Below are 24,104 nucleotides of genomic sequence, written 5' to 3'. Positions count from 1 at the left end.
CCTGCCTCCTCAATACGCGTTGTCGATGTTGAAATTATAAAGCTTACGGGCCGAGCCATAGCGCGTGAACTCCTCCGGCTTGGCGTCGCATTCCGCCTCTGCCAGAAGCCGCGTCAGAAGCTCAATATGCTCGGGCCGCATCTCCTTTTCGATGCAATCCGCGCCAAGGCTCGCCACCTTGCCGCGCACGAAGAACCGCGTCTCATAGCAGCTGTCGCCAAGCGCGTCGCCCGCGTCGCCACAGACCACCAGATTGCCCGACTGCGCCATGAAGCCCGACATATGCCCGATATTGCCATGCACGACGATATCGACGCCCTTCATGGAAATTCCGCAACGCGAGGCCGCATTGCCCTTGACCACGATCATCCCGCCGTGGCCCGTAGCGCCCAGATACTGGCTGGCATCGCCCTCGATGATGATCTTGCCCGACATGATGTTTTCACCCGTGCCCGGCCCGGCGCTGCCATCCACATGGATGGTCGCCTGCTTGTTCATGCCGCCGCAATAATAGCCGGTGGAGCCGCGCACCGTCACTTCGATCGGCGCGTCCAGCCCCACGGCCAGCGCATGACTGCCCTTGGGGTTGATGATCTCCCAGGCGGTCTCGTTTGTGTCCTGGCCTTGCGCGTGCAGCGTCTCGTGCAAGGCGCGCAGCCCCTTTTCTCCCAAATCGAATGTCTGCATCTCAGTGGCTCCAGAAGTAAACGGTTGCAGGCTCGGGCTCCCAGACGCGCGCGTCCTCGATCCCCGGCAGGCTGACCAGCGCGCGGTATTCGCTGCCAAAGGCCACATATTGATCGGTTTCAGCCATCACCGCCGGCTTGCAGGCAATCGGGTCGCGCACCACGCCAAACCCGTCCTTGGTGCCGACAACAAAGGTATAGAACCCGTCCAGATCGTCGATGCCCGCTTCCAGCGCCTCACCCAGGGTGCTGCCATTCTGCATTTTCCAGGTCAGGTAGGCCGCGGCCACTTCGGTGTCGTTCTCGGTCTCGGTATAGACCCCTTCGCGCGCCAGCGCCCGGCGCAGCGAGTTGTGATTGCTGAGCGACCCGTTATGCACAAGGCATTGATCCGCGCCGGTCGAGAACGGGTGCGCGCCCAGCGTTGTCACAGCGCTTTCCGTGGCCATGCGCGTGTGGCCAATCCCGTGCGTACCGGTGAGCTTGGGAATGTCGAACCGCTTGGCCACATCCCCCGGAAGACCCACTTCCTTATAGATTTCAATGGTCTCGCCCGCGCTCATTACCCGGGTTTCGGGGCGCAGCTCCTTGAGGGCGGCGCGCGCGTCGGCCATCTTGTCCTCGGGCAGGTCGATCACCGCATGGGTGTCGATCACCCGCACGGTCACATCGGTGCCCAGCTTTTCGCACAGCTCATCCTCCAGACCGGCAAAGCTCGCCTCGGGATGCGCCGCCTGAATGGTCAGCTTGGCCTGCCCATCCGCCTCTTGCCCATAAACCGCGATACCCGCGCTGTCGGGACCGCGATCCGTCATGGTGATCAGCATCTCGGTCAGCATCTCGCCAAGCTTCGGCTCCAGCGACTTATCCTTCAAAAACAACCCGACGATTCCACACATCGGCACCTCCCTCAGGACTGATTGTTCAGATTGAAGGCAACGCTAACGCGGTATCGCGAGAATTTCAACAGAAGAATTAAATATTCCTGTGGGTAAATTACCCCTGCCCCCCCTGCGGGTAGGCAATGATCGAGATATAACGCGCCGGCAGGCTGATCAGCTCATCAGGCCCATGCGGTGCGTCTGCGTCGAAAAACAGGCTGTCGCCGGGACGCAGGTGAAAACTTTTTTCGCCATGACGATACCCCACCTCGCCTTCGAGCATGTAAAGTATCTCGACCCCTTCATGCTGAAAGGTCGGAAAGACATCCGATTCGGTCGTCAGGGAAATCAGGTAAGGCTCCATCATCACCCCGCTGGAATTCGCCCCCAGATGCCCCAGCAACCGGTACTGATGGCCCGCGCGCGTGCCCGCGCGCTCGGTCTCCACCCCTTCGCCGGCCTTCACATGCACCGCCTCGCGCCGTTCCTCGAAACGGCGAAAGAATGAAGTGAGCGGAATGCTCAGCGCCTCGGCAAGGGTCTGCAACGTGGTCAGGCTGGGCGAGGTGACGCCGTTCTCGATCTTCGACAGCATCCCAACCGACAGCCCCGTCGCCTGCGCCAGATCGGCCACCGTCATATCGCGCTTATAGCGGATCTCGCGCAGCTCCCGCCCGATCGCGCTTTCCAGATTCTTCTCGCGCGCCTCGCGCAGCCTGTGCGGATCCTGACTGAGTTTCGGTGGCGGCATGTGATACGCGTCTTTCCTGCTGAGCACTCCAAGATGGCCATACCTGCCACCAATTGACAAGCACCCGCCTTTCATTGTTCCTCAAATACTCCCGCCGGAGGCCCAAAACTCTTCAGGCCTCTCCGGCTCTTTCCAGCTCCTCCGCCAGGATCGGCACGCCCAGCGTCATCGAATGCACCCCCATGATCGAGGTCAGTTGCAGCACTTCGAGGATCTCTGCGCTGGTCGCCCCCTCGCGCAGCGCGTTCTGCATATGCCGCCGCACGCCGGGCGCCCACAGATGCGTCGTGGCCGCGTTGATCGCGATCATGATCAGCTCTTTTGTCTTCTGCGGCAGCGGGCCGTTCTTCTGGGGCACCGCCCGGAAGGCCAGAAACGCCTCCAGATAGTCCGGATCCATTTCGGCCATCTGGTCCCAGATCGGGTTCCAGTCTTCGGTCTGTCGCTGCGCCTCGGTGGCGGGATAGCGTTTCTCGGTCATGATGCCTCTTTCAGTCTGTCGGCGGCGCGGCGGTCCTTGACCACCGTGATCCGGTTCATGCAGCGATAGGCGGGCAGATAATCCGCCACCGCGTAATGCATGGTGCAGCGATTGTCCCAGATCGCCAAATCGCCCGCCGCCCATCGCCAGCGCATCTGGTCTTCGGGCGTGTTCATGTGGCCCGCCAGCCACGTCATCAGCGCATGGCTGTCCTTCGCGGTCAGCCCAAGGATATGGGTCACGAACGCCTCGTTGAAATTCAGGAACTTCGCACCCGTCACCTCATGCGTGCCGATCAGCGGGCGCACCATGTGCCCGAACCGCCCCACCGCCTCGTCCAGCTGTTCCTTGGTCGGAAACGAGTTGCGGAAATCGCCCAGATCATGCACCGCCTCCAGCCCCTCCAGATCGGCCTTCATGCCGTCGGGCAACCGGTCATAGGCGGCATAACAGCTCGACCACATCGTATCGCCGCCCACCTTCGGCACCACCCGCGCCACGAGGAGCGAGGCAAAGGGCTGCACCTGCCTGAAAGTCAGATCCGTGTGCCAGCAATTCGTGTCCGGTGGCGCGCTGCTGTCATTCTCCAGCTTCACGATCCGGTCGAACCCCTCCACATGCGGATAATGCGGATGCGGCGCGTCAAGCTCGCCAAAGCTCTCTGCCAGCGCCAGATGCGCCTCGGGGCTGATCCCGGTATCGCGCAGAAAAATCACCTGATGCTCCAGCAGCGCCGCATAAAGCGCGTCTGTCACGGCCCCGGTAACCGGCTGGCTCAGATCAATCCCCTCGATCACCGCGCCAATCGCCGGTGTGATCCTCTGCGCTTTCATGTTTCTATCCTCCCCGGTGCTTGAAGCTGTCCCTCCGGAAAGAATAAAGCGCATCGGGGTCCATGGATACATCAATCACCGCAGGCTTGCCGCAGGTAAGCGCGGCCTCCAGCGCCCCGGCCACCTCGCTCAGCGTCTCGGCCTTGTACCCCTTCGCGCCGTAAAGCTCGGCCAGCTTGTCAAAGGGCGGGCTGGAAATATCGGCACCAATGTAGCGCTCGCCGAAGAAATCACGCTGATAGGCCTTCTCGGCGCCCCAGCAGCGGTTGTTCATCACCAGGGTGACCGTGTTGATCCCGTAATCCACCGCTGTGCTCAGCTCCGACACGGTCATGCCGAACCCGCCATCGCCCATCAGGCTGATCACAGGGCGTTCCGGCGCGGCCAGCTTGATCCCAAGCCCCGCGGCAAAGCTGAACCCCACCAGCCCGAAATCCAGCGGCGTGAACAGGCTTTTCGGATGCCAGTAATTCAGAGCATCCGTGGCCTGCAAACAAAGCGTGCCCGCATCCATCGTCACCGCCGCGTCGCGCGGCATCACATCGCGCAGCGTCTTGAACAGGCCCGACGGGTGGATCGGCAGGGCGTCAACCCTGGCCTCGGCATCGCGCTTGGCCAGATAGGCCGCGCGCTCGGCCTTGAAGGTGGCAGTCCAGGCCTCGGCCTTGGCGCGATCCTGACCCGCCGCGATCACCGCCTGTAGCTGCCCGGCCACCGTGGGCGCATCGCCCATGATCCCGATCTCGGCGGGAAAGTAGCGACCGATCGCCGTGGGCTCCATTTCCACATGAATGATCTTGGCGTCTTTGTTAATGTTATCATAGCTATAGAAGGTGGCATTAAACCCAACCCGCGTGCCAAGCGCGAGGATCACATCAGCCTCTTTCACCAGCCTTGAGGCCACGATATTGCCCCTCGGCCCCATCTGGCCCGCGTTCAGCGGATGCCCGAACGGCACCGCATCGCCGTGGCCGGGCGAGGACACGACCGGGCAATTCAGCGCCTCGGCCAGGGCCATGCACTGATCCGCCCCGCCCGTGTTCTTGATCCCGCCGCCGGCAATGATCACCAGCCGCTCCGCCCCTGTCAGCAGCGCCGCCGCATCCGCAATCGCCTGAGGCGCCCCGGCCGGGGCGACGAAGGGCCGGTACTGCTCCGGGGTCTGGAACGCATCGAACTCCGCCTGCCCGGCCAGCACATCGCGCGGCAGGTTCAGCTGCACCGGCCCCCGGCGCGGCGCCATCGCCTCGCGGAACGCCTCGCGCAGCATTTCCGGCACACGGTCGGTGCCCGTGGCGGTCCATGTCTTCTTGGTCACCGGTTTGAACAGCGCATCCTGATCGACCTCCTGAAACGCATCGCGATAGCGATGCCCGCTGGCCAGCGCGCCGCCGATGCTGACTACAGGAGAATAGGCCGCCTTGGCCTGCGCCAGCCCAGTGACAAGATTGGTCACCCCCGGTCCGTTCTGCCCGGCCAGGATCACGCCTGCCTGCCCGCTCATCCGGGCGAACCCATCGGCCATATGGGTGCCGGTGCGCTCGTCGTGGACGCCAATAAACCGAATGGTATCAGCATCATAGAGCGCATCGAACATCTCCATCGTGGCCGAGCCTATAAGGCCGAACACATGGGACGTCCCTTCCGCCTTCAGCGCCTCGACCGCCGCCTGTCCGCCCGTGAGTTTGCTCATGCCAGCACCTTCTCCAGAAATCTCTCTATCTTTTGACCAAACAGCATGGGCCGCTCGACCAGCCCCAGATGTTTCAGCCCCGGCACGATCTCCAGCTCCGCGCCTTCAATCTCGCTCGCAATCGCGGCACTCATCTCTGGCGTGCTGCGCTCGTCGTTTTCGCAGGTCATCACCAGCGTCGGCATGGCAATTGGTGGCTCGGGCCGGATCAGCTCTTTGACACCATCGGCCAGAACGATCCGATGCGCGGCGAAACTTTCGGCATGAGCCGAGCGCACGACCGCTTCAACTTCACCTACCAACGCCCTGTTATCGCGCCTGTATTCCGGTGTGAACCATCGCTCTAACGTGGTTTGCATTGTGGCGGCGGCCCCGTCCGCGCTGGCCCGCGCCTGGGCCTCGACCGCCGACTGCATCTCATCGCCGCGCTCATGCGGTGAGTTGAGGATCACCAGCGCCGAGACCCGGTCGGGCGCGTCCATCGCGACCCGCCGGTTGATCATGCCCCCGATGGAAAACCCCACCAGGGCCGCCTTGGCAATTCCAAGCTCATCCAGAAGTGATATCAACTGCCTGGAGAGCGTTGTTAATGTAACCTCTCCCTCCGGCACCGCGCTGTCGCCATGCCCCGGCAGGTCATAGCTCAGCACCCGGAACCGCCCGGCCAGCCACCGCTCCACCGGGGCCCAGACCGCTGCACGGTTCAGGCCGATCCCGTGGATCAACACCGCAACCGGCGCATCCTCCGGCCCGCTCAGCGCATAGGCGGTTCCATCCTTTGCAACCGGCATCACACCCCCGCCGGGTTGTCGACGTCGCGGCCCATCTCTTCGAGATCCTTGTAGCGGTCGCCAATCCGGTGGTTCGGATGTCCGCCCAGCGAGGCCCCCAGCGCCATGATGATCTCGTCCTCCGCCGGGGCATCGGGGATCTGCACATGGATCGTCTGATAATGCGACCGCCGCCCGCCATCATCCTTGTCCATCAACGGGATCATCAGCGACGTCCCCGCCGCCCCGCGCGTGTTGGAGAACACCAGATAGCTCTTGGCATCCACCGCCTCGCGATACTGGTTGCCGAACCACAGCGTATGGGTCAGCGCCTGGGCATGCTCCAGCTCGCCCCCCATCCCCACGACCGAGGCTTTACCATACCCCTCCACCGTGCCACCTGTGGCCTCCAGGATCATCCCGGTCAGCAATTTGCCGATCACCGGGCCTTGCTCGCGGATTTCCGGGCCAAGATCCTCCACATGCCCGCGGCCGAACCACGGGTTGCGGATGATTGCCATCGCGGCGAAAAGTTTTGTCGGCTCGGCCACATCCTTCCACCCTTCGCGATAGGTGGTCTGCACCTGCATCAATGTGCGTCTGATCTCAACTCCCATCAGGCGGCATCCTTCTGTTCAAACGCCGGCAGCACCTTGTCGATGAAAAGCTGCAACGACCGCTTCTGCTGCGCCATGTCGAGCCCCATCGAGGCATAGTAAATGAACGCATCCACACCAAGCGCCTCATAGGGCTTCAGCTTTTCCACCACCTGCTCGGGCGAGCCGAACATCAGGTTCTGCTCCAGCATTTCCGGGTCGACCCGTGCATTGCCTTCCAGACTGTCCAGGGGCACCTGCTCGGGGAAGCCGTTGACCACCTCGCCCGATTTCATCAGCAGGTTGCCGAACTGGCTGAGCTGCACGCGGATCGAATCGATTGCGTTCTGCCGGTCCGCTTCGGTCTCGTACACGCAGGCATGGCGCATCATCGCCCAGCGGCCATCGTATTTGCCGCCATTCTTGGCGATGGAGGCATCGAGCCGCTCGCGATAGGTCTCGGCCTCGCTCATCGGCATGGTCAGGGGCCAGCTCATGATATTGCAATTGTTTTCAACGGCATAGTCAAAGGTAATGGGCGCACGCGCGGCCACCCAGACCGGCACGTCCTTCTGCACCGGCTTGGGACAGGAGGTGGCCGTCGGAAACTGCCAGAACTCGCCATTATGCTCGTAATCGCCTTCCCAGAGTTTCTGCACCACGGGCAGCATTTCCTGCATGTAGCGCCACGAATCGCGCTGATCGAGGCCGGGCTTCATGCGGTCGAACTCGCGCTGATAAGCGCCCGAACCGATGCCGAACTCCAGCCGCCCGTCGCTGATCAGGTCCAGAAACGCGGCCTCGCCCGCCAGGTTGATCGGGTGCCAGTAGGCCGCGTTCACCACGCCCACGCCCAGCCGGATGTTTTTCGCGTGCTCCCCCCACCAGGTCAGGATCTGGAACGGGTTGGGCGCGATGGTCATCTCCATCGCGTGGTGTTCGGCCGCCCAGGCGATCTCGAACCCCGCCGCATCGGCCATTTTAACCATTTCCAGCGTGTGGTCGCGCACCTCATGCATATCCACATCGGGGGTCATGCGCTCCAGGTTGATTGCCAGATGAAACTTCATGTCTTTTCTCCTTGATCAGCGGGGACCGAAAGGGTTGCCCACCGGGTCTTCCGATATGTTCATCCAGACGGTCTTGGGTCTGGTGTAGTCATAGACGGCCTGAAATCCGCTCTCGCGGCCGTAGCCCGAGTTTTTCATGCCGCCGAATTCCGCCACCGGGCTGATCACCCGATAGGTGTTGATCCATACGATACCAGCGCGCACGCGCTTTGACATACGCATCGCGCGCGCGGCGTTGCGGGTGAAAATGCCCGCCGCAAGGCCATGTTCGGTGTCATTGGCCAGCGCCAGCGCCTCATCCTCGGTGCGAAAGCGCAGCACGCTCAGCACCGGGCCAAACAGTTCTGTGTCGACGATGTCCAACTCAGGCCCCGGGCAATCGATGATCGTCGGCTCAAAAAACATCTCTCCGGCCGACGCCCGTTTGCCACCGGTCAGCAGCTTGCCACCCTGCTCCACCGCGCGCGCGACCTTGGCCTCGATATTCTCGATCTGCCCGCGCGTGCAGAGCGGTCCCATCTGCGTGTCCTCCGCCATCGGGTCACCGATGCGGATGCCCTTTGCGATCTCGACCATGCGGGCGAGGAAGGCGTCGGCAATATCCTCATGCACAATCAGGCGGCTGCCCGCGACACAGGACTGCCCCGAGGCGGCGAATATCCCGGCGACCGAGCCATTCACGGCGCTGTCGATATCGGCGTCGTCAAACACGATAAACGGGGATTTGCCGCCCAGTTCCAGGCTCACCTCGGCAAAATTGTTAGTGGAGTTCATCAGCACATGCTTTGCCGCCATCGGCCCGCCGGTGAAACTGATCCGCGCCACCAGCGGGTGCGAGGTCAGCACCTTGCCGCAGGGGTCGCCATGACCGGTCACGATGTTCACCACGCCATCGGGTATGCCCGCCTCGGCGATCAAGCGCCCGAATTCAAGAATCACCGCCGGCGCATGCTCGGAGGTCTTCAGCACCACCGTGTTGCCCGCCGCCAGTGCCGGGCCGATTTTGACCGCCGTCAGAAAAAGCTGGCTGTTCCACGGCACCACGGCGGCGATCACGCCCAGAGGCTCGCGATCCGTAAAGACAAACATGTCTGGTTTATCAATGGGTAACGTGTCACCGTTAATCTTGTCTGCCGCCCCGGCATAGAACATCAGGAACTGGCTGATATACTTGGCCTGCCAGCGCGTTTCGGCAAACATCTTGCCGCTATCGCGCGTCTCGATCGCGCCCAGCTCTTCGGACTTTTCCGCCATCAGATCGGCCAGCCGCCGCAGGCAGGCCCCCCGCTCGGTCGGGGTGAAGCTGGCCCAGGGGCCGTCATAGCAAGCGCGGTACGCGGCCTTCACCGCCCGGTCGATATCCTCTGCCGTGGCCTCCGGCGCGCGTGCCCAGACGGTGCCGGTCGCGGGGTTGAACGTATCAAACACGCCCCCGTCCGAGGCCGCCACCCACGCGCCATCAATCAACATGCTGTAGTCCTGGATCATCGCGCATCTCCCTTGGTCTCAGGCGTCCCTACCCGTGACCGTGCATAGCTTGCACAGAATCTCACTTCTTGAAATCGAATTATTTTGCTCTTTTAATGCGGAAATTCCGAATTGAAGACGCCCACATGAACATCACCTCGCTTGAGACCTTCCTCGCCATCGTCGAAACCGGCAGTCTGGTGCGGGCCTCGCACAAGATGAACGTGACGCAATCGACCGTGACCGCCCGGCTCAAGACACTGGAGGAGGAGCTGGGTCAGCCGCTGCTCAACCGGTCGAAATCCGGCACCTCGCTGACACCCGCCGGCACCAAACTTCTGCGCTATGCCCGCACCATGACCGGCCTTTGGCAACAGGCCCGGTTCGAGACCGGCCTGCCCGCCGGTCTCAGTTCGGTCTGTACCTTCGGTTGCCATGCCGAGCTTTGGGCAGGCCCAGGCAAGGCCTTCTTTGACCGGGTGATCTCAGGCAGCCCCGAAATGGCTGTCTCGGTGCATCGCGGCCATATCCGCGACCTGGAAGACTGGCTCGATCAGGGGCTGGTGGATGTGATCCTCACCTATGATACGGCCCTGCGTGGTCAGCAAACGGCCCATTCCCTGCCTGCGGAAGAGCTGGTGCTCTATTCCGACCGGCCCGACACGCCCATTCGCAACAGCCGCAGCTACATCTTCATCGACTACGGGCCGGATTATCGCCGCCAGCATGACGAGGCCTATCATGATGCGGGCATCGCGCGCGTCAATTTCGACAGCGCCCGCTGGGGGCTGGAATTTCTGCTCGAACAGGGCGGCTCGGCCTACCTGCCCTCAGCCCTGGCCGAGCCGCATCTGGCCGCCGGAGAACTGCACATTCTGACCCAGGCCCCCCGCTTCCAACGCAAGCGCAACCTCGTCGTAAATGATTCTGCCGCGCGCAACTGGCAGTGGTTCGCCCCTCTGGTGGCCGAATTGCAGGGCTGAGTTTCGGCTTTCCTGAAAGGGGTTTCCGATCTCCTGAAAAGAGCGCCGTAAACAATCGGAAAAATTCGGTTTTTGCTCCTCATTCCCGTCAAAGCCCTTGCCAGAACGCCGCTCACTATGATCCACTCCTCTCCGAGCGGGCGAACCCGCCGACCAAAAAGCTGAAGAACGGAAACCAAGCCGTCGCGGCCAGGGAGAGATGAATCACTCAAACGAATGACACGGCACACCGCCTGTCTGTCTGCACCTGCAGACCACAAATGCCGCCCCGATCAAGGAGGCGGACCAACAAGGAGAGACAACATGAAAAAACTGACCGCCCTTATGGGCACCACCATGATCATCGCGAGCCCCGCTTTGGCGGCCGACATCGTGATCGGCGTGCCGAACTGGGCTTCGGTGAACGCCACCGCCCATGTTCTGGAAGTGGTGATCGAAGAGAACCTCGGCCTTGAAGTCGAACTGCAGAACGGCACCAACCCGATCGTTTTCGAGGCGATGGACAAAGGCTCGATGCATGCCCACCCCGAAGTGTGGATGCCCAACCAGCAGAACCTGCATGACACCTATGTCAAGGAAAACGGCACCGTGGTGATGAACCAGAACCCCGTGCAGGCCGAGCAAGGCATGTGCGTGCCGACCTACATCGCCGAAGAGCATGGCATCAAGTCGATCGACGATCTGAGCGACCCCGAGAAAATGGCCATCTTCGACACCGACGGCAACGGCACCCCCGAGGTCTGGATCGGCGCCCCCGGCTGGGCCTCGACCGTGGTCGAGAAGATCCGCGCCAAATCCTATGGCTATGATCAGGTGTTCGAGCTGACCGAATACGAAGAGACCATCGCCTATGCCAACCTCGCCAACGCCACCAAGGCGGGCGATCCGTGGATCGGCTTCTGCTACAGCCCCCACTACATCTTCGTGACGCAAGAGCTGACCGTGCTGGAAGAGCCGCCGCATGATCCGGCAACCTGGACCATCGTGCAGCCCACGGACGATCCGGACTGGCTGGAGAAATCCGAAGCCTCGACCGCGTGGAACGGGGCTACCCTGCACCTGCACTACGCCAAAGAGCTGGAAGAAACGCACCCCGAAGTGGCCGCCCTCTTCCAGAACTACCAGATGGATGGCGCCTCGCTCTCGGCCATGGGCAAAGCGCTGGCTGTGGACAACATGGAAGCCGCTGACTTCGCCAAGCAGTGGGTTGCCGAAAACGAAGACACCGTGCTGGGCTGGCTGAGCAACTAAGCGGCTGTCTTGACGTAAATTGACAAGCGTTCAGGCCGCCGGGACCTCTCGGCGGCCTGTTTATTGAACGGGGTGGAGACGGGCCATGCGTGCCCGGCAAAAGGGAACATCATGAGCGAAACAGTCGTCCGGCTGACGGATGTGTGGAAAATCTTCGGCGCGCGCGCCGAAGAGGCCATGGCCGCCGTCAAATCCGAAGGCATCGGCAAGCCCGAAGTGCTCGAACGCTTCGGCTGCGTGGTGGGGGTACAAGGCGCCAGCTTCGAAGTGCCACGCGGGGAAATCTTCTGCATCATGGGCCTCTCGGGCTCGGGCAAATCCACGCTGGTGCGCCATGTGAACCGCCTGATCGAGCCCACGGCAGGCAAGATCGAAATCCTCGGTCACGATGTCTCGGCCATCTCCGAAAACGAGCTGCGCCGCATCCGCGCGCAACAGATCGGCATGGTGTTCCAGCATATGGCGCTGCTGCCGCACCGCTCGGTGCGCGATAACGTGGCCTACCCGCTGGAAATCCGGAAGGTGTCGAAGTCGAAACGCTGGGCCATTTCCGACCACGCGCTCAGCCTCGTGGATCTCACAGGGTACGAAGACCGCCTGCCCAAGGAGCTGTCGGGCGGGATGCAGCAACGTGTCGGCATCGCCCGCGCCCTGGCCTCCGACCCTGAAATTCTGCTCATGGACGAGCCGTTCTCGGCGCTCGACCCGCTCATTCGCCTGCAACTCCAGGATCAGTTCAAGGCGCTGGTGGCGCAGCTTCAGAAAACCACGCTTTTCATCACCCATGACCTCGACGAGGCGATCCGCATCGGCCACCGCATTGCCATCATGAAGGACGGTGTGATCGTGCAGATCGGCACGCCCGAGGAAATCGTGATGCAGCCCGCCGACGACTATGTGCGCGAGTTCGTGCAGGGCATTTCCAAGCTGAAGCTCGTGAAGGCCCATTCCATCATGGAGCCCCTGGACAGCTACAAGGGCAGCCTGGACGGCGCCCCGCGTGCCGACGAAGGGGCCGATCTGGACCAGCTGATCGATCTCGCCGTGAACACCGAACAGCCCGTCGTCATCACCGATCACGGCGCAGACGTGGGCATCGTGACCAAACCGCGCCTGCTGCGCGGCATCCAGGGGGGCAAAAATGAGTGATCCGACCGAACTGAAAGTCACCGCCGCCTCGGATATCGAGGTGGACCGCGAGGCGCTGGACGCCTCGATCAAGAATTTCGCCGGCCCGAATGGCGATTACTACGTGGGCACGTTCCACAAGATCCACGACAATACCGGCCTCATTCCCAAGACGTTCAACTGGGCGGCGGCGCTCTTCGGCCCTTTATGGGCCGCCTCGCGCGCGGTCTGGGGCATGTTCTGGATCTTTCTCATTCTCGAAATCATCGCCTGGGTGCAGATCGGGCGCGGCTGGTGGGGCAATCTGGGTGCGGAATTCATGGACCGCGTCGCCCAGCAGACCGCAAAGATGCAGGAACGGCTCGATCAGGCGGCGGCCGCCACCGAACAGGCCGATATCGACCGCTTCACCAAGCTCGCCGAAAACCTGCAAAAGTCGATCGACCTCAATCTGGGCCGCGCCGAAGCCGCGCAGGCCGAAGGGTTCGGGATCCTCGTGGGGGGCGTGATCCTGCTGGTGGCGCTCAAGCTCATTCAGGGCGTCTATGCCGATATCGCCTATGAAAAGCAGTATTCGCGCTGGCGGATCGACCCGGACAGCACCGAAAGCGGCCGCAAGACGCCCAACGCGGTGCTGGGCGCGATCCTGACCGCCGCCATCGGCCCGCTGATCGTCTACAAGTTCACCGTGGCGAACTCCATGCCGGTGCTGGACGAATTCCCCGAACGCCCGGTGTCCGAGATATTCACCGGCGAAGGCGGCTCGACGCTGTTCTCGGTCGTGGCCTCCTGGCTGGAGGCACGGATCGACGCCGCGGCGCTAGCGGGCGGCGATGTGTTTGACGGAATCGTCTCGGGCGTGCGTACCGTGCTCGATGCGCTGACCCTCGCGCTCAACGGCTCGCCCTGGCCTGTCGTCATGCTGGTCATCGCCGTCACCGCCTGGCGCGCCGCGGGCCCGCGGGTGGCCATCTTCACCGTCGCCGCCATGGCTTACACGGCTCTCTTGGGCTACTGGTCCCTGGCGATGGAAACCGTGGCGCTTGTGGGGGCCGCCGTGCTGCTCTGCGTGGTTATCGGTATTCCGCTTGGCATCTGGTTCGGCAAATCCAAACGCGCCTACCGCATGGCCGAGCCTGTGCTCGACCTGATGCAGACGCTCCCGGCCTTCGTCTATCTCATCCCGATCATCGCCTTTTTCGGCACCGGCAACACGCCCGGTATCCTGGCCACGATCATCTTCGGCATGCCGCCGGTGATCCGCCTGACCGCGCTTGGCATGCGCGGAGTGCCCGACAGCATCAAGGAGGCCGCCGTGGCCTTCGGGGCCTCAAAATGGCAGCTCCTGAAGGATGTCGAGGTGCCGCTCGCCCTGCCCTCGATCATGACCGGCGTGAACCAGACCATCCTGATGTGCCTCAGCATGGTGGTGATCATCTCGCTCATCGGCGGCGGCGGCCTGGGCAAGGAAATCCTCGAAGCGCTGCAATACGCCGCCAAGGGTCCGGGCCTTCTGGGCGGGTTTGCCATCCTCTTCCTCGCGATGGTGATGGACCGCATCGTGCAGGGCGCCTTCCGCCGCAAGGATCAGGAAGACTGACCATCGGCGCGCCCGGGCTCATTCCGGGCGCGCCCCTCCTTTTCATTGTTCCAAAAATACTCATTATGTGACCATCATCCCGCATCACACAGGCCCGCCCATGACCGATCCCTATCAGAAATCCATGATGGACAACCTCTACTGGTGGGGCATTCCGACCATGTTCCGCGCGCCCCATGCCAGCCCTGAGGGTCAGGACATTGCCCTGGTCGGTGTGCCCCATTCCACCGGCAACGGCACGACCGAGCGCGATCAGCACCTCGGCCCGCGCGCCCTGCGCCATGTCTCTGCCGTGCAGCGCCGGGTGCATATGGATTTCCAGCTTGATCCGTGGAATTCGGCCAGGATCGCGGATGTGGGCGACGTGCCCTTCCCCGAGGCCAATGACAACGAAGCCTGCATTCAGCGCATCACCGATTTCTACAAGGACATCGACGCCGCAGGCGCCCGCCCCGTCTCCATCGGCGGCGACCACTCGATCACCGGCGGCATCGTGCAGGCCCTGGGCTGTGGTGCGCTTGCGGGGGGCGAGCCGGTCAGTTTCCTGCATCTCGACGCCCATACGGATGTCTTCACCAAGGTTGATCACTTTCTGGGTGCGAAAAAATCCGCCGCCCATTGGGGGGCCTATCTCGCCGACCAAGGTCAAGTGGACCCGACCCGCTCCATGCAGATCGGCCTGCGCGGCCATCCCCGCTCGCTCGACTGGCTGCAGCCCTCCTATGACTACGGCTATAAAGTCGTGACCATGAAGGAGTTCCGCCAGCGCGGGCTGGCCGATGTGGTGGCGCAAAGCCGTGAGGTTCTGGGGGATCGCCCTGTCTATATCACCTTCGATCTCGACTGCCTCGATCCCAGCGTTGCCCCCGCCGTCTCCAACCTGGAGCCGGGCGAAAAAGGCTTCGACATCGACGAGGCCGTGGGCATCCTGCGTGCCGCGCGCGGGCTCAACATCATCGGCGGCGATGTGGTCTGTATGATGCCCACCAAGGACAGCCCCAACAATATCACCGCCCTGACCGCCGCTGCGGTGATGTTCGAGATGATCTCGATGATCGCCGAGAACACCGCTTCCGCCTGACCGCGCCGGGCCGATTGTTGCTGAAATCGTGGCCAATGAGTCACGCAAAACGCCGTTGTTTACAAACGGTAAATTCCTGCCTTATTTCGGTCACAATTCGCGCCAAGCCTGAGGAGGTCGCCGGACACAGCCCCGACACGATCTCCCAGCGTCAGGCGGCGCGCGCCGTCTGGCCTGATCCCGAAAGGAGCAGAGCCATGACGATCAAACCGCCGCAGAACCCGGCCAATCAGACCGGCAAACCGAAGCCCGCCCCGGCCTCCAAACCCAATGAGGCGCGGATCATTTCCAAACAGGTTTTCAGCGACTTCGCCTCGATTTAGGCATTGGTCCAAACCGCTAACCGGTTTAGCCTGCGGGCATGTCCCGCTCACCTGTTTCCAGTATCCGCAATCTCGGCCCCGCCATGGATGCCGCCTGTGCCCGTGCCGGGATCCAGTCCGCCGAAGACCTCCGCGCCCTTGGCCCCGATGCGGCCTATGCCCGCCTGATCGCCTCCGGAACCGCCCCGCATTTCATCGGATATTACGCCCTCGTCATGGGGCTTCAGGGCCGTCCCTGGAACGATTGCCGCGGGGAGGAGAAAACCGCCCTGCGCAAACGGTTCGATGCCATCAAAGCCGCCAGCAGCCCAAACCCCAGATCCGAGCTCGAGACCATACTCGATCAGATCGGCGTGATCGCCCCCAAAGAAAAAGCGGCCCGCCCGTCGGCGCGCCGCTCCTGAACTGTTCCAGATCGGGTCAGGCTTAGCCCACCAGCTCCAGACCCGAGAAGAAATAGGCGATCTCCACCGCCGCCGTCTCCGGCGCGTCCGAGCCATGCACCGAGTTTTCGCCGACGCTTTCGGCAAATTCCGCACGGATCGTGCCGGGCGCGGCCTCGGCGGGGTTCGTGGCCCCCATCACTTCGCGGTTCTTGGCAATGGCGCCTTCGCCTTCCAGCACCTGCACGACCACCGGCTCGGACGCCATGAACTCGCACAGTTCGTCATAGAACGGGCGCTCTGCATGCACGGCATAGAACACGCCCGCTTGCGCCTTGGTCAGGTGAATGCGCTTTTGCGCGACGATCCGCAGACCCGCCTCTTCGAACTTGGCGTTGATCTTGCCGGTCAGGTTGCGTTTGGTGGCATCGGGTTTGATGATGCTCAGGGTGCGTTCCACAGCCATGTCAGCCTCTTTCCAATTGGGTTGAATCTGGCGCAGCCCTTAACACGCGCCCGCCAGGGGATAAAGGCTTGATTGCGCCGATCCCTGTGCGGCCCGAAATCAGCTCTTTTATTTCCTTACTAATTTTGTCAGAAATAAATGACTACCCTTCATAATCTCTAGTAAAGGACATGATCCGATGAAACTGACACATTTTCTGCCCCTCGCTCTGGCACTGCCTGCCGCGGCCATTGCCGGCCCCGAGGCCGTGCTGCTGACCTATGACCAGTTCGAAGCTGCCGTGCCGCATGTCGATCTGGAAAGCTGCCCGTCCGAGCTGGCCCACCCCGCCACCTTCTGCCGCGCCACGCTCAATCACGATGAAATCCACGTCTTTGCCTTTTCCGAAGACGGCGAAAGCCCGATGACCGGCTTTGCCTCCTACTCGGCTGACACGCTCGGCACCCTGCTGAAGTAACCGGCTCTTCTGGCACAGGCAGGCAGGCCGCTGTTCGAAGGTCACACACCCGATCAGCCCCACCGCCCCGCGCCCTTGCTTTCGCTCTCTCCTTCCCCGCACCTTTCATTGCAACGGGCGATTGACGCCACCGGCCAACTGCGGCATGGCTCGCCCCCATGTTGCGCATCGACGATATCAGCTATTCCGTGGCGGGCCGCCCGCTGCTCGAGAACGCCTCGGCCACCATTCCGGAAGGCCACAAGGTGGGCATCGTGGGGCGCAACGGCACCGGCAAGACCACGCTCTTTCGCCTGATCCGGGGCGAGCTGGCGCTGGAGAGCGGCGCCATCACCCTGCCCGCCCGCGCCCGCATTGGCGGCGTGGCGCAGGAAGTGCCCTCCAACGATGTCTCACTGATCGACACGGTGCTGGCCGCCGATACCGAACGCAGCGCCCTTCTGGCCGAGGCCGATACCGCCACTGACGGCGACCGTATCGCGGAAATCCAGATGCGGCTCGCGGATATCGACGCCTGGTCGGCCGAAGCGCGCGCGGCCACCATCCTCAAGGGCCTTGGCTTCACCGATGCCGAGCAGCGCCAGCCCTGCTCGGATTTCTCGGGTGGCTGGCGGATGCGCGTGGCGCTGGCCGCCGTGCTCTTTGCCCAGCCCGACCTGCTGCTGCTTGACGAGCCCACCAACTATCTCGATCTGGAAGGCGCGCTCTGGCTGGAGACCTATCTGGCGCGCTACCCGCATACGGTGCTGATCATCTCCCATGACCGCGGGCTGCTCAACCGCGCCGTGGGCCATATCCTGCATCTCGAAGACCGCAAGCTGACCCTCTATCAGGGCGGCTATGACACCTTCGCCACAACCCGTGCCTCGCGCCTGGCCGCCGCCGAATCCGAGGCGAAAAAGCAAGAGGCCCGCCGCGCCCATCTGCAATCTTTCGTGGACCGGTTCCGCGCCAAGGCCACCAAGGCCAAACAGGCGCAATCGCGGCTCAAGATGCTGTCGAAAATGACCCCCATCATGCGCCCGCAAGAGGCCGCCCTGCGCGCCTTCTCCTTTCCCGAACCCGAAGAGCTTTCTCCGCCCATCCTGCGCCTCGAAGACACGTCGGTGGGCTATGACGGCACCGCTGTGCTAAGCAAGCTGGACCTGCGCATCGACCAGGATGACCGCATTGCCCTTCTGGGCCGCAACGGTGAGGGAAAATCGACCCTTTCCAAACTCTTGGCAGGCAAACTTGATCCAATGTCGGGGCGGATGCACGCCACCTCCAAGCTGCGCGTCGGCTATTTCGCGCAGCATCAGGTGGACGAGTTGCATCTGGATGAAACCCCGCTCGACCATATCCGCCGCCTGCGCCCGACCGAGACCCCCTCGCGCCTGCGCGCGCGGCTTGGCGGGTTCGGCGTCGGGGCCGAACAGGCCGACACGCTTGTGGGCAAGCTCTCGGGCGGGCAGAAGGCGCGGCTCTCACTTCTGCTGGCCACCATCGACGCGCCGCATATGCTGATCCTCGACGAGCCCACGAACCACCTCGATATCGAAAGCCGCGAGGCGCTGGTGGAGGCGCTGACCGCCTATTCGGGTGCCGTGATCCTGGTCAGCCACGACATGCACCTGCTGAGCCTCGTCGCTGACCGGCTCTGGCTGGTCAAGGACGGGCGCGTGGCCCCCTATGAGGGCGATCTCGACAGCTACCGTGCCGAGCTGCTCTCCGGCGACAAACCCGCCAAGGAGCCCAAGGCGAAACCTGCGAAGAAACGCGCCACCCGCGATCAGATCCTGGCGCTGCGCCAGGAGGTCCGAACCTGCGAGGCGCGCATCGAAAAGCTGAACGACATGCGCGACAAGATCGCCGCGAAACTGGCCGATCCGGCCATGTATGATGACAAGAACGTCGCGAAAGCCACTGAATGGCAAAAGAAATATGCCGAAGTGATGGACGGGCTCGACCGCGCTGAAACCCTCTGGCTCGCCGCCGAGGAGCGACTGGCCGAGGCAGAGGGATAAGTTCAATGACCAACCGGGCTGCCAAAAACCCCGGCAGGCGAACCGGCGGCTAATATCCCGGGGCGAACGCCCGGACAATCACAGGGCACCGCGTCAACCTTCAGCGATCAACCAGTTTGCACGGACGGAAACCCAATCCGCCACCCTTAATGCCCTCTGATTTGATCGCTTCTTTCAGGCGGTCGGAGACAAAGACCCAATTCCAGATTTCTGTATCCATCCAAAGGTCCAGATCGTGATCACCCGGAATGTGTAAAACCGGCTTATGCGCGGGTTTATCTGGCAACCAATAATAGTATTCCCCGCCTGACGGCCTCACATTCTCCATCTCCTCGGGCTGCGCGAAGGAACGGAATTCCAGCATCTGCATCATGTAATAGTCTTCCGGAAACCTGGTGGTCCGGTCGTAGCCATAGACCGGCATCGCCCGGAAGGCTGTCTGACCAAGATTGAACTGCTGCAGGAGGTCGTAGAAACGTTTTGATATCACGATGATGCCAAGTCGGGTGACGCAAACATCCTTGATGGCCTTGATGACAGTGCCCTGACCCTTCTTGTATTTAACGAACAAGCCGGTCGGCCAATACTTGTCTGGCATGAGTTCTTTTTGGTTGTAATGGTTCTGAATCTCGACATATTCCCGCGGCTCCTCGGCCCAGGTTTCCAGATCCAGCCACCAACCCCTGGTCTCGGTCGAATGAAACCCGCGGGTCACCCAGACTTTCGGTTTCTTGCCTGCCATAGCTCAGCCCATCATCTCATCGCACATCGGATACTGCCGCCATTGACAATTCGCGGCAAGTGAATGGAGGTACCAGGCCAATAGTCGCCTTCGCAGGCAGATCACCCACAAGCACTATCCTCAAACCCGCCCGATCACCATTGCCGCAGGCGCCGGGATCGTCCAGGGGGCGGTATCGCCCCAACGGGCCTTCACACCCTCGACGACGGCGGCGCGGATCGCGGCCTTATGCGCCTCGGGTTGTGGCCTGAGCAGCGCGCCGCCCCGGGCCGTGCCTTCGAGGAAAAAATCGAACGGCGCGCCGGGATCGTCAGCCACCCAATGCGACGGGATCGTCTCCAGCCGTGCCTCGCGAAACCCGACCTCGGCCATTTCCGGCAGCGCGATCTCGGGGGCGGAGCGTTCGAAGGCATCGGGGCCCGGCGGCAGGGTGATGCTCTTGTCGCCATGCGCCGCAATCGCCTGGAACACGATCCCCACCGACGACATCTCCGGGTCCGCATGCCAGACCGTATAGGCCAGCCGCCCGCCCGGTTTCAGCACCCGGCGCGCCTCGGCCAGGGCCGCTGCGGGATCGGGCACATGCGGGATGCCAAACCCGATGGTCACCGCGTCGAACCGGGCATCCTCGAAAGGCAGCGCCATCGCGTCGCCTTCGACAAACCGCGCCTCGGGCACCCGCGCCCGCGCCATCTCGAGCATGGCAGGCGAGAAATCGAGCGCGGTCACCTCGGCCCCCGCATCCGCCAGACCGCGCGCCACGATCCCGTGGCCGCAACAGCAGTCAAGCACGGCCTTGCCCGGCCCGGCCGCCACCGCCCTGACGAAATGCGGCACGCACTGCTCCGCGGCGCGGGCAAAGTCGCGCGCATAGGCCCCGGCGATCTCGGCATCCGACCATTGCGCCAGTTCAAGGGCCGCAAAATCCCTGTATTCAGCCATCCCGACACGTTTCCCTGTTGCGCTTGCCTGCGTCCCATCCTACGCCCTTGACCTGAAATGGACACCGCTTTTCTCATCACCGCCTTTGTCACGCTCTTCGTGATCATCGACCCGATCGGGCTGACGCCGCTGTTCGTGGCGCTGACCCAGGGCATCGACGCGCCCCGGCGCCGGATCATCGCCCTGCGCGCCTGCATCACGGCCGCGCTCATCCTGATCCTCTTTGCCGCCCTGGGCGAGGCCGTGCTTGGCTTCGTGGGCATCTCCATGCCCGCATTCCGGATTGCGGGGGGCATTCTGCTTTTCCTCACCGCGCTCGACATGCTGTTCGAGCGTCGCTCCAAGCGCCGCAAATCCCAGGCGGACGAGGCCGAAGACGAGGACGAGGGCGAAGATCCGTCGATCTTTCCGCTCGCCATCCCGCTGATCGCCGGACCGGGCTCCATCGCGTCGGTGATCCTGCTGGCCGGGCAACAGCCCGGTATGGAGGGGCTGCTCTGGGTGATCGGGGTGATGCTCGCCGTGCTTTTGATCGTGCTCGTGCTGTTCTTGTCCTCCGGGCTGCTGGAACGCGCCCTGGGCAAGACCGGCATCAATGTGATCACCCGCCTCCTTGGCATGCTGCTGGCCGCGCTCGCGGTGCAGTTCGTGCTGGACGGGCTGCGCGGATTTGGTCTGGCCGGGTGATCTGGCGCTCGGGCTCGCCTCCTCCTATATCTTTGCCATGAGCACATCTGACACCGCGCAGCTTCTCTACCTCGGTATTCTTGGCGGGGTGATCGCCTTCTGGTTCTTCGTGCAGAACCGGCAGTCCCTGGGCAAGCTGACCCAGCAGGCCCTGATCTGGGTGTTCATCTTTATCGGCGCCATTGCCGCTGTGGGGCTGTGGGAGGACATCCGCAACACCGTCACCCCCGGCCAGGCCGTCTTTGCCGAAGCCGGGCGGATCGAACTGCCGCGCGCGCCGGACGGGCATTACTACCTGACCGCGCAGGTAAACGGCACGCCCGTCACCTTCGTGATCGACACCGGCGCCACCAATATCGTGCTCAGCCGGGACGACGCGGCGGCCATCGGGTTCGACCCCGGCGCGCTCCAGTTCATCGGCCGCGCCACCACCGCCAATGGCGAGGTGCGCACGGCCCCCGTTCGGCTTGACGAGGTGGCCGTGGGCCCGATCTCTGACCGCGGCCTGCGCGCCTTTGTCAACGAGGGGGCGCTCGACCGCTCGCTGCTCGGCATGGATTACCTGCAACGCTTCTCCAGCGTCGAGATATCCGGCGGCACCCTGATCCTGTCGCGCTGATTGATCCAGAGGAAAGTGCTGTCGCACTTGCCTGAGTATCTCGTCGTCCTTGCGTCCTCCTCGGAGCGGGAGGGAACCGCGACGCCACGCAGCGATGCGCGGTGTCCTTGGCTGGTGTTGGCTCAGCTCTCGGCCTTTTTCTCCCATCGGCCGCTGTCTTCGGACCAGTATTGCGCCGAACATCCGGCATCGGTCAGGGTCTTCCACTGCCCGCGCGCCTGTTGCACCGCCGCAGGATCATGGCCGTCAAAGAGGATGCAGACCCGCTCCAGCGCGGTCACCTCCTCGGCGCGTATCTCGGCGCCATCGACGCACATGACACAGCGCGCACCGTTGGGCAGCTCCGGCGCGGCGGTCAACAGCACCGGCTGATCCGCATCATGCGGCCCGCCCGCGCGGCCATGGGGCAAAAACGCCTCGTCCGGCCCGAGCCAGAGCTTGTCGTCCAGCCAGTCGAGCCGCTCCTCCGAGGTGCCGCGCACCGCCACGCGCCAGCCCGCACCGAGCGCCTTGCCCAGAAGCAACGGCAGCGTCCGTTCCACCGGCGCCCTGGTCAGGTGATAGAAATAGGCCGCGCCCATCAGCCCTGCTCGTAGCCGTCCCGCACCAGCCGGTCGAGAGCCATCACGCCCCAGCCTGTCGCCCCCTTGGGCCCGTGGCTGGTATCGGCCTTGACCGAGGCCACCCCGGCGATGTCGAGATGGATCCACGGCACTTCGTCCTTGACGAAGCGTTTGAGGAATTGCGCGGCGGTGATCGCGCCTGCGGGCCGGCCGCCCACATTCTTCATATCGGCAATCGCGCTTTTGAGCTGCTCGTCATAGGCCGGATCGAGCGGCATGTGCCAGGCACCTTCCCCCTCGGCCTCCGCCGCCTTGAGAAAGCTTTTGCAGAAGGTATCGTCATTGGCGAAAACACCCGCCTTTTCGTGGCCAAGTGCGATGATGATGGCCCCGGTCAGCGTGGCCAGGTTGACCATCGCCGCGGGTTTGTAGGTTTCCTGCGCGTACCACAGCACGTCGCACAGCACGAGGCGACCCTCGGCATCGGTATTGATCACCTCCACCGTGTCGCCCTTCATCGAGGTCACCACGTCGCCGGGGCGTGTGGCGCGGTCCGACGGCATGTTTTCGACCAGCCCGACAAGCCCCACCACATTGGCCTTGGCCTTGCGCAGGGCCAGCGCGCGCATGACACCGGCCACAACGCCCGCGCCGCCCATATCCATCGTCATCTCTTCCATGCCCGCCGCGGGCTTGAGGCTGATCCCGCCGGTATCGAACACCACGCCCTTGCCGATGAGCGCCAGCGGCGCCTCGCCTTTCTTGCCGCCATTCCACTCCATGATCGCCACTTTCGACGGGCTGGCCGAACCATGCCCGACCGACAGAAGGCACCCCATACCGAGTTTTTCCAGCTCAGGCTCTTCGAGCACCGTCACCTTCAGCCCGAGCGCTTTCATCGCCTCGATCCGTTTGGCAAATTCGGTCGTGGTCAGGTGGTTGGCAGGCTCGCTGACCAGATCGCGGGTGAAAAACACACCCTCGACCACGGCGAGCTTGGCTGCGGCCTCGGCCTCGGCATCCTCGGGGCGCAGTGCCATGATCGTCACCGGCTCCACGGGATCGGGCTCTTTCGACTTGCGGGCCGAGAACTCATAGGCGCGCAGCGCAATCCCCTGGGCCAGATCGGCCACACGCCGGACCTGCGCCCCAAGCACCAGAAGCGCGTCCGCCCCCTTGGCCTTGCCAAGCGACACGCCGGCCTTGCGTGTTTCTGCCGGACCGGCATTGCGGTCCAGACAGACCACATCCACCGCCTTGGCGGCCATGCCGGCGGGCCAGTTGAGCGTGATCAGCTCCCCCGATTTCATCTTCTCAAGGGCGCCGCTCTCGACCATGCGCGCAATCGCCCCCTTGGTCAGCTTGTTCACCCGCCGCGCGCCGATGTTCAGCTTGCCGTCCGGCGTGACGAACACCGCCACGCGGCCCGGGGTACTGGCGATCTCTTCAAGGTCGATTTCAACGAAATTCACGGCTACTGGCGAGGTCATATTTGCGCTCCGCTTGCAAGGATTTGCCGGAACGGTAGCGCGCCCGCGCGGGCTTGGCCAGCCCTGCACGGACAACATCCCGCCGATCCGTGATTTGCGGCGCTTTAGCCGTTTTATCCGGGGTCGTTCTCCGATAGTCTGACGCTGAGATTGAG

Annotated in this window: 26 protein-coding genes; 11 read left to right on the top strand and 15 right to left on the bottom strand. The window is 63.1% G+C overall.

Going from position 1 to position 24,104, the window contains the following annotated elements; all coding sequences use genetic code 11:
- Positions 1 to 9 precede the first annotated feature (9 nt).
- The 10 genes from EI983_RS08280 to EI983_RS08235 all read right to left on the bottom strand — a co-directional run bounded on the left by EI983_RS08280 (position 10) and on the right by EI983_RS08235 (position 9,249).
- Positions 10 to 687: a GltB/FmdC/FwdC-like GXGXG domain-containing protein gene (locus tag EI983_RS08280; RefSeq protein WP_157706905.1), complete on the bottom strand. Its 678-nt coding sequence runs from the start codon at positions 685 to 687 to the stop codon at positions 10 to 12.
- Position 688: 1 nt separating this feature from the next.
- Positions 689 to 1,585, bottom strand: coding sequence for a class II glutamine amidotransferase (locus tag EI983_RS08275; protein ID WP_157706904.1), 897 nt, complete (start codon positions 1,583 to 1,585; stop codon positions 689 to 691).
- 97 nt (positions 1,586 to 1,682) lie between these two features.
- The gene (locus EI983_RS08270) at positions 1,683 to 2,318 is read right to left on the bottom strand and encodes a helix-turn-helix domain-containing protein (protein WP_157706903.1); all 636 of its coding nucleotides are present in this window, start codon (positions 2,316 to 2,318) and stop codon (positions 1,683 to 1,685) included.
- A 112-nt stretch (positions 2,319 to 2,430) separates the two neighbouring features.
- Positions 2,431 to 2,799, bottom strand: coding sequence for a carboxymuconolactone decarboxylase family protein (locus tag EI983_RS08265; protein ID WP_157706902.1), 369 nt, complete (start codon positions 2,797 to 2,799; stop codon positions 2,431 to 2,433).
- On the bottom strand, positions 2,796 to 3,632 hold the full coding sequence (locus tag EI983_RS08260) for a TauD/TfdA family dioxygenase (protein WP_157706901.1): 837 nt from the start codon (positions 3,630 to 3,632) through the stop codon (positions 2,796 to 2,798). Before EI983_RS08260 ends, EI983_RS08265 begins: the two co-directional genes overlap by 4 nt.
- Positions 3,633 to 3,636: 4 nt before the next feature.
- A complete protein-coding gene (locus EI983_RS08255) occupies positions 3,637 to 5,325 on the bottom strand; it encodes a thiamine pyrophosphate-binding protein (RefSeq protein ID WP_157706900.1) in 1,689 nt (562 codons plus the stop codon).
- Positions 5,322 to 6,116: an alpha/beta fold hydrolase gene (locus tag EI983_RS08250; RefSeq protein WP_157706899.1), complete on the bottom strand. Its 795-nt coding sequence runs from the start codon at positions 6,114 to 6,116 to the stop codon at positions 5,322 to 5,324. Before EI983_RS08250 ends, EI983_RS08255 begins: the two co-directional genes overlap by 4 nt.
- Complete coding sequence (locus tag EI983_RS08245; RefSeq protein WP_157706898.1) at positions 6,116 to 6,712, bottom strand: amino acid synthesis family protein; 597 nt, start codon at positions 6,710 to 6,712, stop codon at positions 6,116 to 6,118. The genes EI983_RS08250 and EI983_RS08245 overlap by 1 nt, the downstream gene beginning before the upstream one ends.
- Positions 6,712 to 7,761, bottom strand: coding sequence for an LLM class flavin-dependent oxidoreductase (locus tag EI983_RS08240; RefSeq protein WP_157706897.1), 1,050 nt, complete (start codon positions 7,759 to 7,761; stop codon positions 6,712 to 6,714). The genes EI983_RS08245 and EI983_RS08240 overlap by 1 nt, the downstream gene beginning before the upstream one ends.
- Positions 7,762 to 7,776: 15 nt before the next feature.
- Positions 7,777 to 9,249 (bottom strand): aldehyde dehydrogenase, encoded by a 1,473-nt coding sequence (locus tag EI983_RS08235; RefSeq protein ID WP_157706896.1) that lies wholly within the window; start codon positions 9,247 to 9,249, stop codon positions 7,777 to 7,779.
- Positions 9,250 to 9,374: 125 nt separating this feature from the next.
- On the opposite strand from EI983_RS08235, the gene EI983_RS08230 reads away from it, so the two are divergent.
- The 7 genes from EI983_RS08230 (at position 9,375) to EI983_RS08205 (ending at position 15,998) form a co-directional block, all read left to right on the top strand.
- The gene (locus tag EI983_RS08230) at positions 9,375 to 10,211 is read left to right on the top strand and encodes a LysR family transcriptional regulator (RefSeq protein ID WP_157706895.1); all 837 of its coding nucleotides are present in this window, start codon (positions 9,375 to 9,377) and stop codon (positions 10,209 to 10,211) included.
- Positions 10,212 to 10,514: 303 nt separating this feature from the next.
- On the top strand, positions 10,515 to 11,462 hold the full coding sequence (locus tag EI983_RS08225) for an ABC transporter substrate-binding protein (RefSeq protein WP_157706894.1): 948 nt from the start codon (positions 10,515 to 10,517) through the stop codon (positions 11,460 to 11,462).
- A gap of 111 nt (positions 11,463 to 11,573) precedes the next feature.
- On the top strand, positions 11,574 to 12,611 hold the full coding sequence (locus EI983_RS08220; protein WP_157706893.1) for a quaternary amine ABC transporter ATP-binding protein: 1,038 nt from the start codon (positions 11,574 to 11,576) through the stop codon (positions 12,609 to 12,611).
- A complete protein-coding gene (locus tag EI983_RS08215) occupies positions 12,604 to 14,190 on the top strand; it encodes an ABC transporter permease (RefSeq protein WP_157706892.1) in 1,587 nt (528 codons plus the stop codon). The genes EI983_RS08220 and EI983_RS08215 overlap by 8 nt, the downstream gene beginning before the upstream one ends.
- A 100-nt stretch (positions 14,191 to 14,290) precedes the next feature.
- Positions 14,291 to 15,271 carry an arginase family protein gene (locus tag EI983_RS08210; protein WP_157706891.1) on the top strand — a complete coding sequence of 327 codons (981 nt, stop codon included), beginning with the start codon at positions 14,291 to 14,293 and terminating at the stop codon, positions 15,269 to 15,271.
- A 197-nt stretch (positions 15,272 to 15,468) separates the two neighbouring features.
- Complete coding sequence (locus EI983_RS19435; protein WP_281356459.1) at positions 15,469 to 15,594, top strand: hypothetical protein; 126 nt, start codon at positions 15,469 to 15,471, stop codon at positions 15,592 to 15,594.
- A gap of 38 nt (positions 15,595 to 15,632) precedes the next feature.
- Positions 15,633 to 15,998, top strand: coding sequence for a TfoX/Sxy family DNA transformation protein (locus EI983_RS08205; RefSeq protein WP_157706890.1), 366 nt, complete (start codon positions 15,633 to 15,635; stop codon positions 15,996 to 15,998).
- A gap of 22 nt (positions 15,999 to 16,020) precedes the next feature.
- On the opposite strand, the gene ndk is transcribed toward EI983_RS08205, so the two are convergent.
- Positions 16,021 to 16,443, bottom strand: coding sequence for a nucleoside-diphosphate kinase (ndk, locus tag EI983_RS08200; protein WP_157706889.1), 423 nt, complete (start codon positions 16,441 to 16,443; stop codon positions 16,021 to 16,023).
- A gap of 178 nt (positions 16,444 to 16,621) precedes the next feature.
- Here ndk and EI983_RS08195 point away from each other — a divergent pair, with 178 nt between their 5' ends.
- Together EI983_RS08195 and EI983_RS08190 are read left to right on the top strand one after the other, a co-directional pair.
- Positions 16,622 to 16,900 (top strand): hypothetical protein, encoded by a 279-nt coding sequence (locus EI983_RS08195; RefSeq protein WP_157706888.1) that lies wholly within the window; start codon positions 16,622 to 16,624, stop codon positions 16,898 to 16,900.
- A 158-nt stretch (positions 16,901 to 17,058) separates the two neighbouring features.
- Complete coding sequence (locus EI983_RS08190; protein ID WP_157706887.1) at positions 17,059 to 18,906, top strand: ABC-F family ATP-binding cassette domain-containing protein; 1,848 nt, start codon at positions 17,059 to 17,061, stop codon at positions 18,904 to 18,906.
- Between the two features lie 100 nt (positions 18,907 to 19,006).
- Here the strand turns inward: EI983_RS08190 and EI983_RS08185 are convergent, their stop codons facing one another.
- Both EI983_RS08185 and EI983_RS08180 read right to left on the bottom strand, forming a co-directional pair.
- Positions 19,007 to 19,648, bottom strand: a complete 642-nt coding sequence (locus tag EI983_RS08185) for an imm11 family protein (RefSeq protein WP_157706886.1) — start codon at positions 19,646 to 19,648, stop codon at positions 19,007 to 19,009.
- A gap of 120 nt (positions 19,649 to 19,768) precedes the next feature.
- Complete coding sequence (locus EI983_RS08180) at positions 19,769 to 20,590, bottom strand: methyltransferase domain-containing protein (protein ID WP_157706885.1); 822 nt, start codon at positions 20,588 to 20,590, stop codon at positions 19,769 to 19,771.
- Between the two features lie 57 nt (positions 20,591 to 20,647).
- On the opposite strand from EI983_RS08180, the gene EI983_RS08175 reads away from it, so the two are divergent.
- Together EI983_RS08175 and EI983_RS08170 are read left to right on the top strand one after the other, a co-directional pair.
- Positions 20,648 to 21,277 (top strand): MarC family protein, encoded by a 630-nt coding sequence (locus EI983_RS08175; protein ID WP_157706884.1) that lies wholly within the window; start codon positions 20,648 to 20,650, stop codon positions 21,275 to 21,277.
- A 37-nt stretch (positions 21,278 to 21,314) separates the two neighbouring features.
- On the top strand, positions 21,315 to 21,896 hold the full coding sequence (locus EI983_RS08170; RefSeq protein ID WP_157706883.1) for a retropepsin-like aspartic protease family protein: 582 nt from the start codon (positions 21,315 to 21,317) through the stop codon (positions 21,894 to 21,896).
- Between the two features lie 122 nt (positions 21,897 to 22,018).
- On the opposite strand, the gene EI983_RS08165 is transcribed toward EI983_RS08170, so the two are convergent.
- Positions 22,019 to 22,477 (bottom strand): DNA polymerase III subunit chi, encoded by a 459-nt coding sequence (locus EI983_RS08165; protein WP_157706882.1) that lies wholly within the window; start codon positions 22,475 to 22,477, stop codon positions 22,019 to 22,021.
- Complete coding sequence (locus EI983_RS08160) at positions 22,477 to 23,949, bottom strand: leucyl aminopeptidase (protein ID WP_157706881.1); 1,473 nt, start codon at positions 23,947 to 23,949, stop codon at positions 22,477 to 22,479. Before EI983_RS08160 ends, EI983_RS08165 begins: the two co-directional genes overlap by 1 nt.
- Positions 23,950 to 24,104 lie beyond the last annotated feature (155 nt).

It is taken from the genome of Roseovarius faecimaris (assembly GCF_009762325.1).
GTDB classification, from domain to species: Bacteria; Pseudomonadota; Alphaproteobacteria; order Rhodobacterales; family Rhodobacteraceae; genus Roseovarius; species Roseovarius faecimaris.
This window is presented reverse-complemented; position numbering and strand designations above follow the sequence as displayed.

Excerpts from the sequence above, each read along its gene's own strand:
- EI983_RS08185 (WP_157706886.1), bottom strand. The coding sequence starts at position 19,648 with ATGGCAGGCAAGAAACCGAAAGTCTGGGTGACCCGCGGGTTTCATTCG.
- EI983_RS08230 (WP_157706895.1), top strand. The coding sequence starts at position 9,375 with ATGAACATCACCTCGCTTGAGACCTTCCTCGCCATCGTCGAAACCGGC.
- EI983_RS08165 (WP_157706882.1), bottom strand. The coding sequence starts at position 22,477 with ATGGGCGCGGCCTATTTCTATCACCTGACCAGGGCGCCGGTGGAACGG.
- EI983_RS08195 (WP_157706888.1), top strand. The coding sequence starts at position 16,622 with ATGAAACTGACACATTTTCTGCCCCTCGCTCTGGCACTGCCTGCCGCG.
- EI983_RS08265 (WP_157706902.1), bottom strand. The coding sequence starts at position 2,799 with ATGACCGAGAAACGCTATCCCGCCACCGAGGCGCAGCGACAGACCGAA.
- EI983_RS08215 (WP_157706892.1), top strand. The coding sequence starts at position 12,604 with ATGAGTGATCCGACCGAACTGAAAGTCACCGCCGCCTCGGATATCGAG.
- EI983_RS08270 (WP_157706903.1), bottom strand. The coding sequence starts at position 2,318 with ATGCCGCCACCGAAACTCAGTCAGGATCCGCACAGGCTGCGCGAGGCG.
- EI983_RS08240 (WP_157706897.1), bottom strand. The coding sequence starts at position 7,761 with ATGAAGTTTCATCTGGCAATCAACCTGGAGCGCATGACCCCCGATGTG.
- EI983_RS08260 (WP_157706901.1), bottom strand. The coding sequence starts at position 3,632 with ATGAAAGCGCAGAGGATCACACCGGCGATTGGCGCGGTGATCGAGGGG.
- EI983_RS08275 (WP_157706904.1), bottom strand. The coding sequence starts at position 1,585 with ATGTGTGGAATCGTCGGGTTGTTTTTGAAGGATAAGTCGCTGGAGCCG.
- EI983_RS08170 (WP_157706883.1), top strand. The coding sequence starts at position 21,315 with ATGAGCACATCTGACACCGCGCAGCTTCTCTACCTCGGTATTCTTGGC.
- EI983_RS19435 (WP_281356459.1), top strand. The coding sequence starts at position 15,469 with ATGACGATCAAACCGCCGCAGAACCCGGCCAATCAGACCGGCAAACCG.
- EI983_RS08180 (WP_157706885.1), bottom strand. The coding sequence starts at position 20,590 with ATGGCTGAATACAGGGATTTTGCGGCCCTTGAACTGGCGCAATGGTCG.
- EI983_RS08225 (WP_157706894.1), top strand. The coding sequence starts at position 10,515 with ATGAAAAAACTGACCGCCCTTATGGGCACCACCATGATCATCGCGAGC.
- EI983_RS08190 (WP_157706887.1), top strand. The coding sequence starts at position 17,059 with ATGTTGCGCATCGACGATATCAGCTATTCCGTGGCGGGCCGCCCGCTG.
- EI983_RS08160 (WP_157706881.1), bottom strand. The coding sequence starts at position 23,949 with ATGACCTCGCCAGTAGCCGTGAATTTCGTTGAAATCGACCTTGAAGAG.
- EI983_RS08255 (WP_157706900.1), bottom strand. The coding sequence starts at position 5,325 with ATGAGCAAACTCACGGGCGGACAGGCGGCGGTCGAGGCGCTGAAGGCG.
- EI983_RS08175 (WP_157706884.1), top strand. The coding sequence starts at position 20,648 with ATGGACACCGCTTTTCTCATCACCGCCTTTGTCACGCTCTTCGTGATC.
- EI983_RS08220 (WP_157706893.1), top strand. The coding sequence starts at position 11,574 with ATGAGCGAAACAGTCGTCCGGCTGACGGATGTGTGGAAAATCTTCGGC.
- EI983_RS08210 (WP_157706891.1), top strand. The coding sequence starts at position 14,291 with ATGACCGATCCCTATCAGAAATCCATGATGGACAACCTCTACTGGTGG.
- EI983_RS08235 (WP_157706896.1), bottom strand. The coding sequence starts at position 9,249 with ATGATCCAGGACTACAGCATGTTGATTGATGGCGCGTGGGTGGCGGCC.
- EI983_RS08280 (WP_157706905.1), bottom strand. The coding sequence starts at position 687 with ATGCAGACATTCGATTTGGGAGAAAAGGGGCTGCGCGCCTTGCACGAG.
- ndk (WP_157706889.1), bottom strand. The coding sequence starts at position 16,443 with ATGGCTGTGGAACGCACCCTGAGCATCATCAAACCCGATGCCACCAAA.
- EI983_RS08205 (WP_157706890.1), top strand. The coding sequence starts at position 15,633 with ATGTCCCGCTCACCTGTTTCCAGTATCCGCAATCTCGGCCCCGCCATG.
- EI983_RS08250 (WP_157706899.1), bottom strand. The coding sequence starts at position 6,116 with ATGCCGGTTGCAAAGGATGGAACCGCCTATGCGCTGAGCGGGCCGGAG.
- EI983_RS08245 (WP_157706898.1), bottom strand. The coding sequence starts at position 6,712 with ATGGGAGTTGAGATCAGACGCACATTGATGCAGGTGCAGACCACCTAT.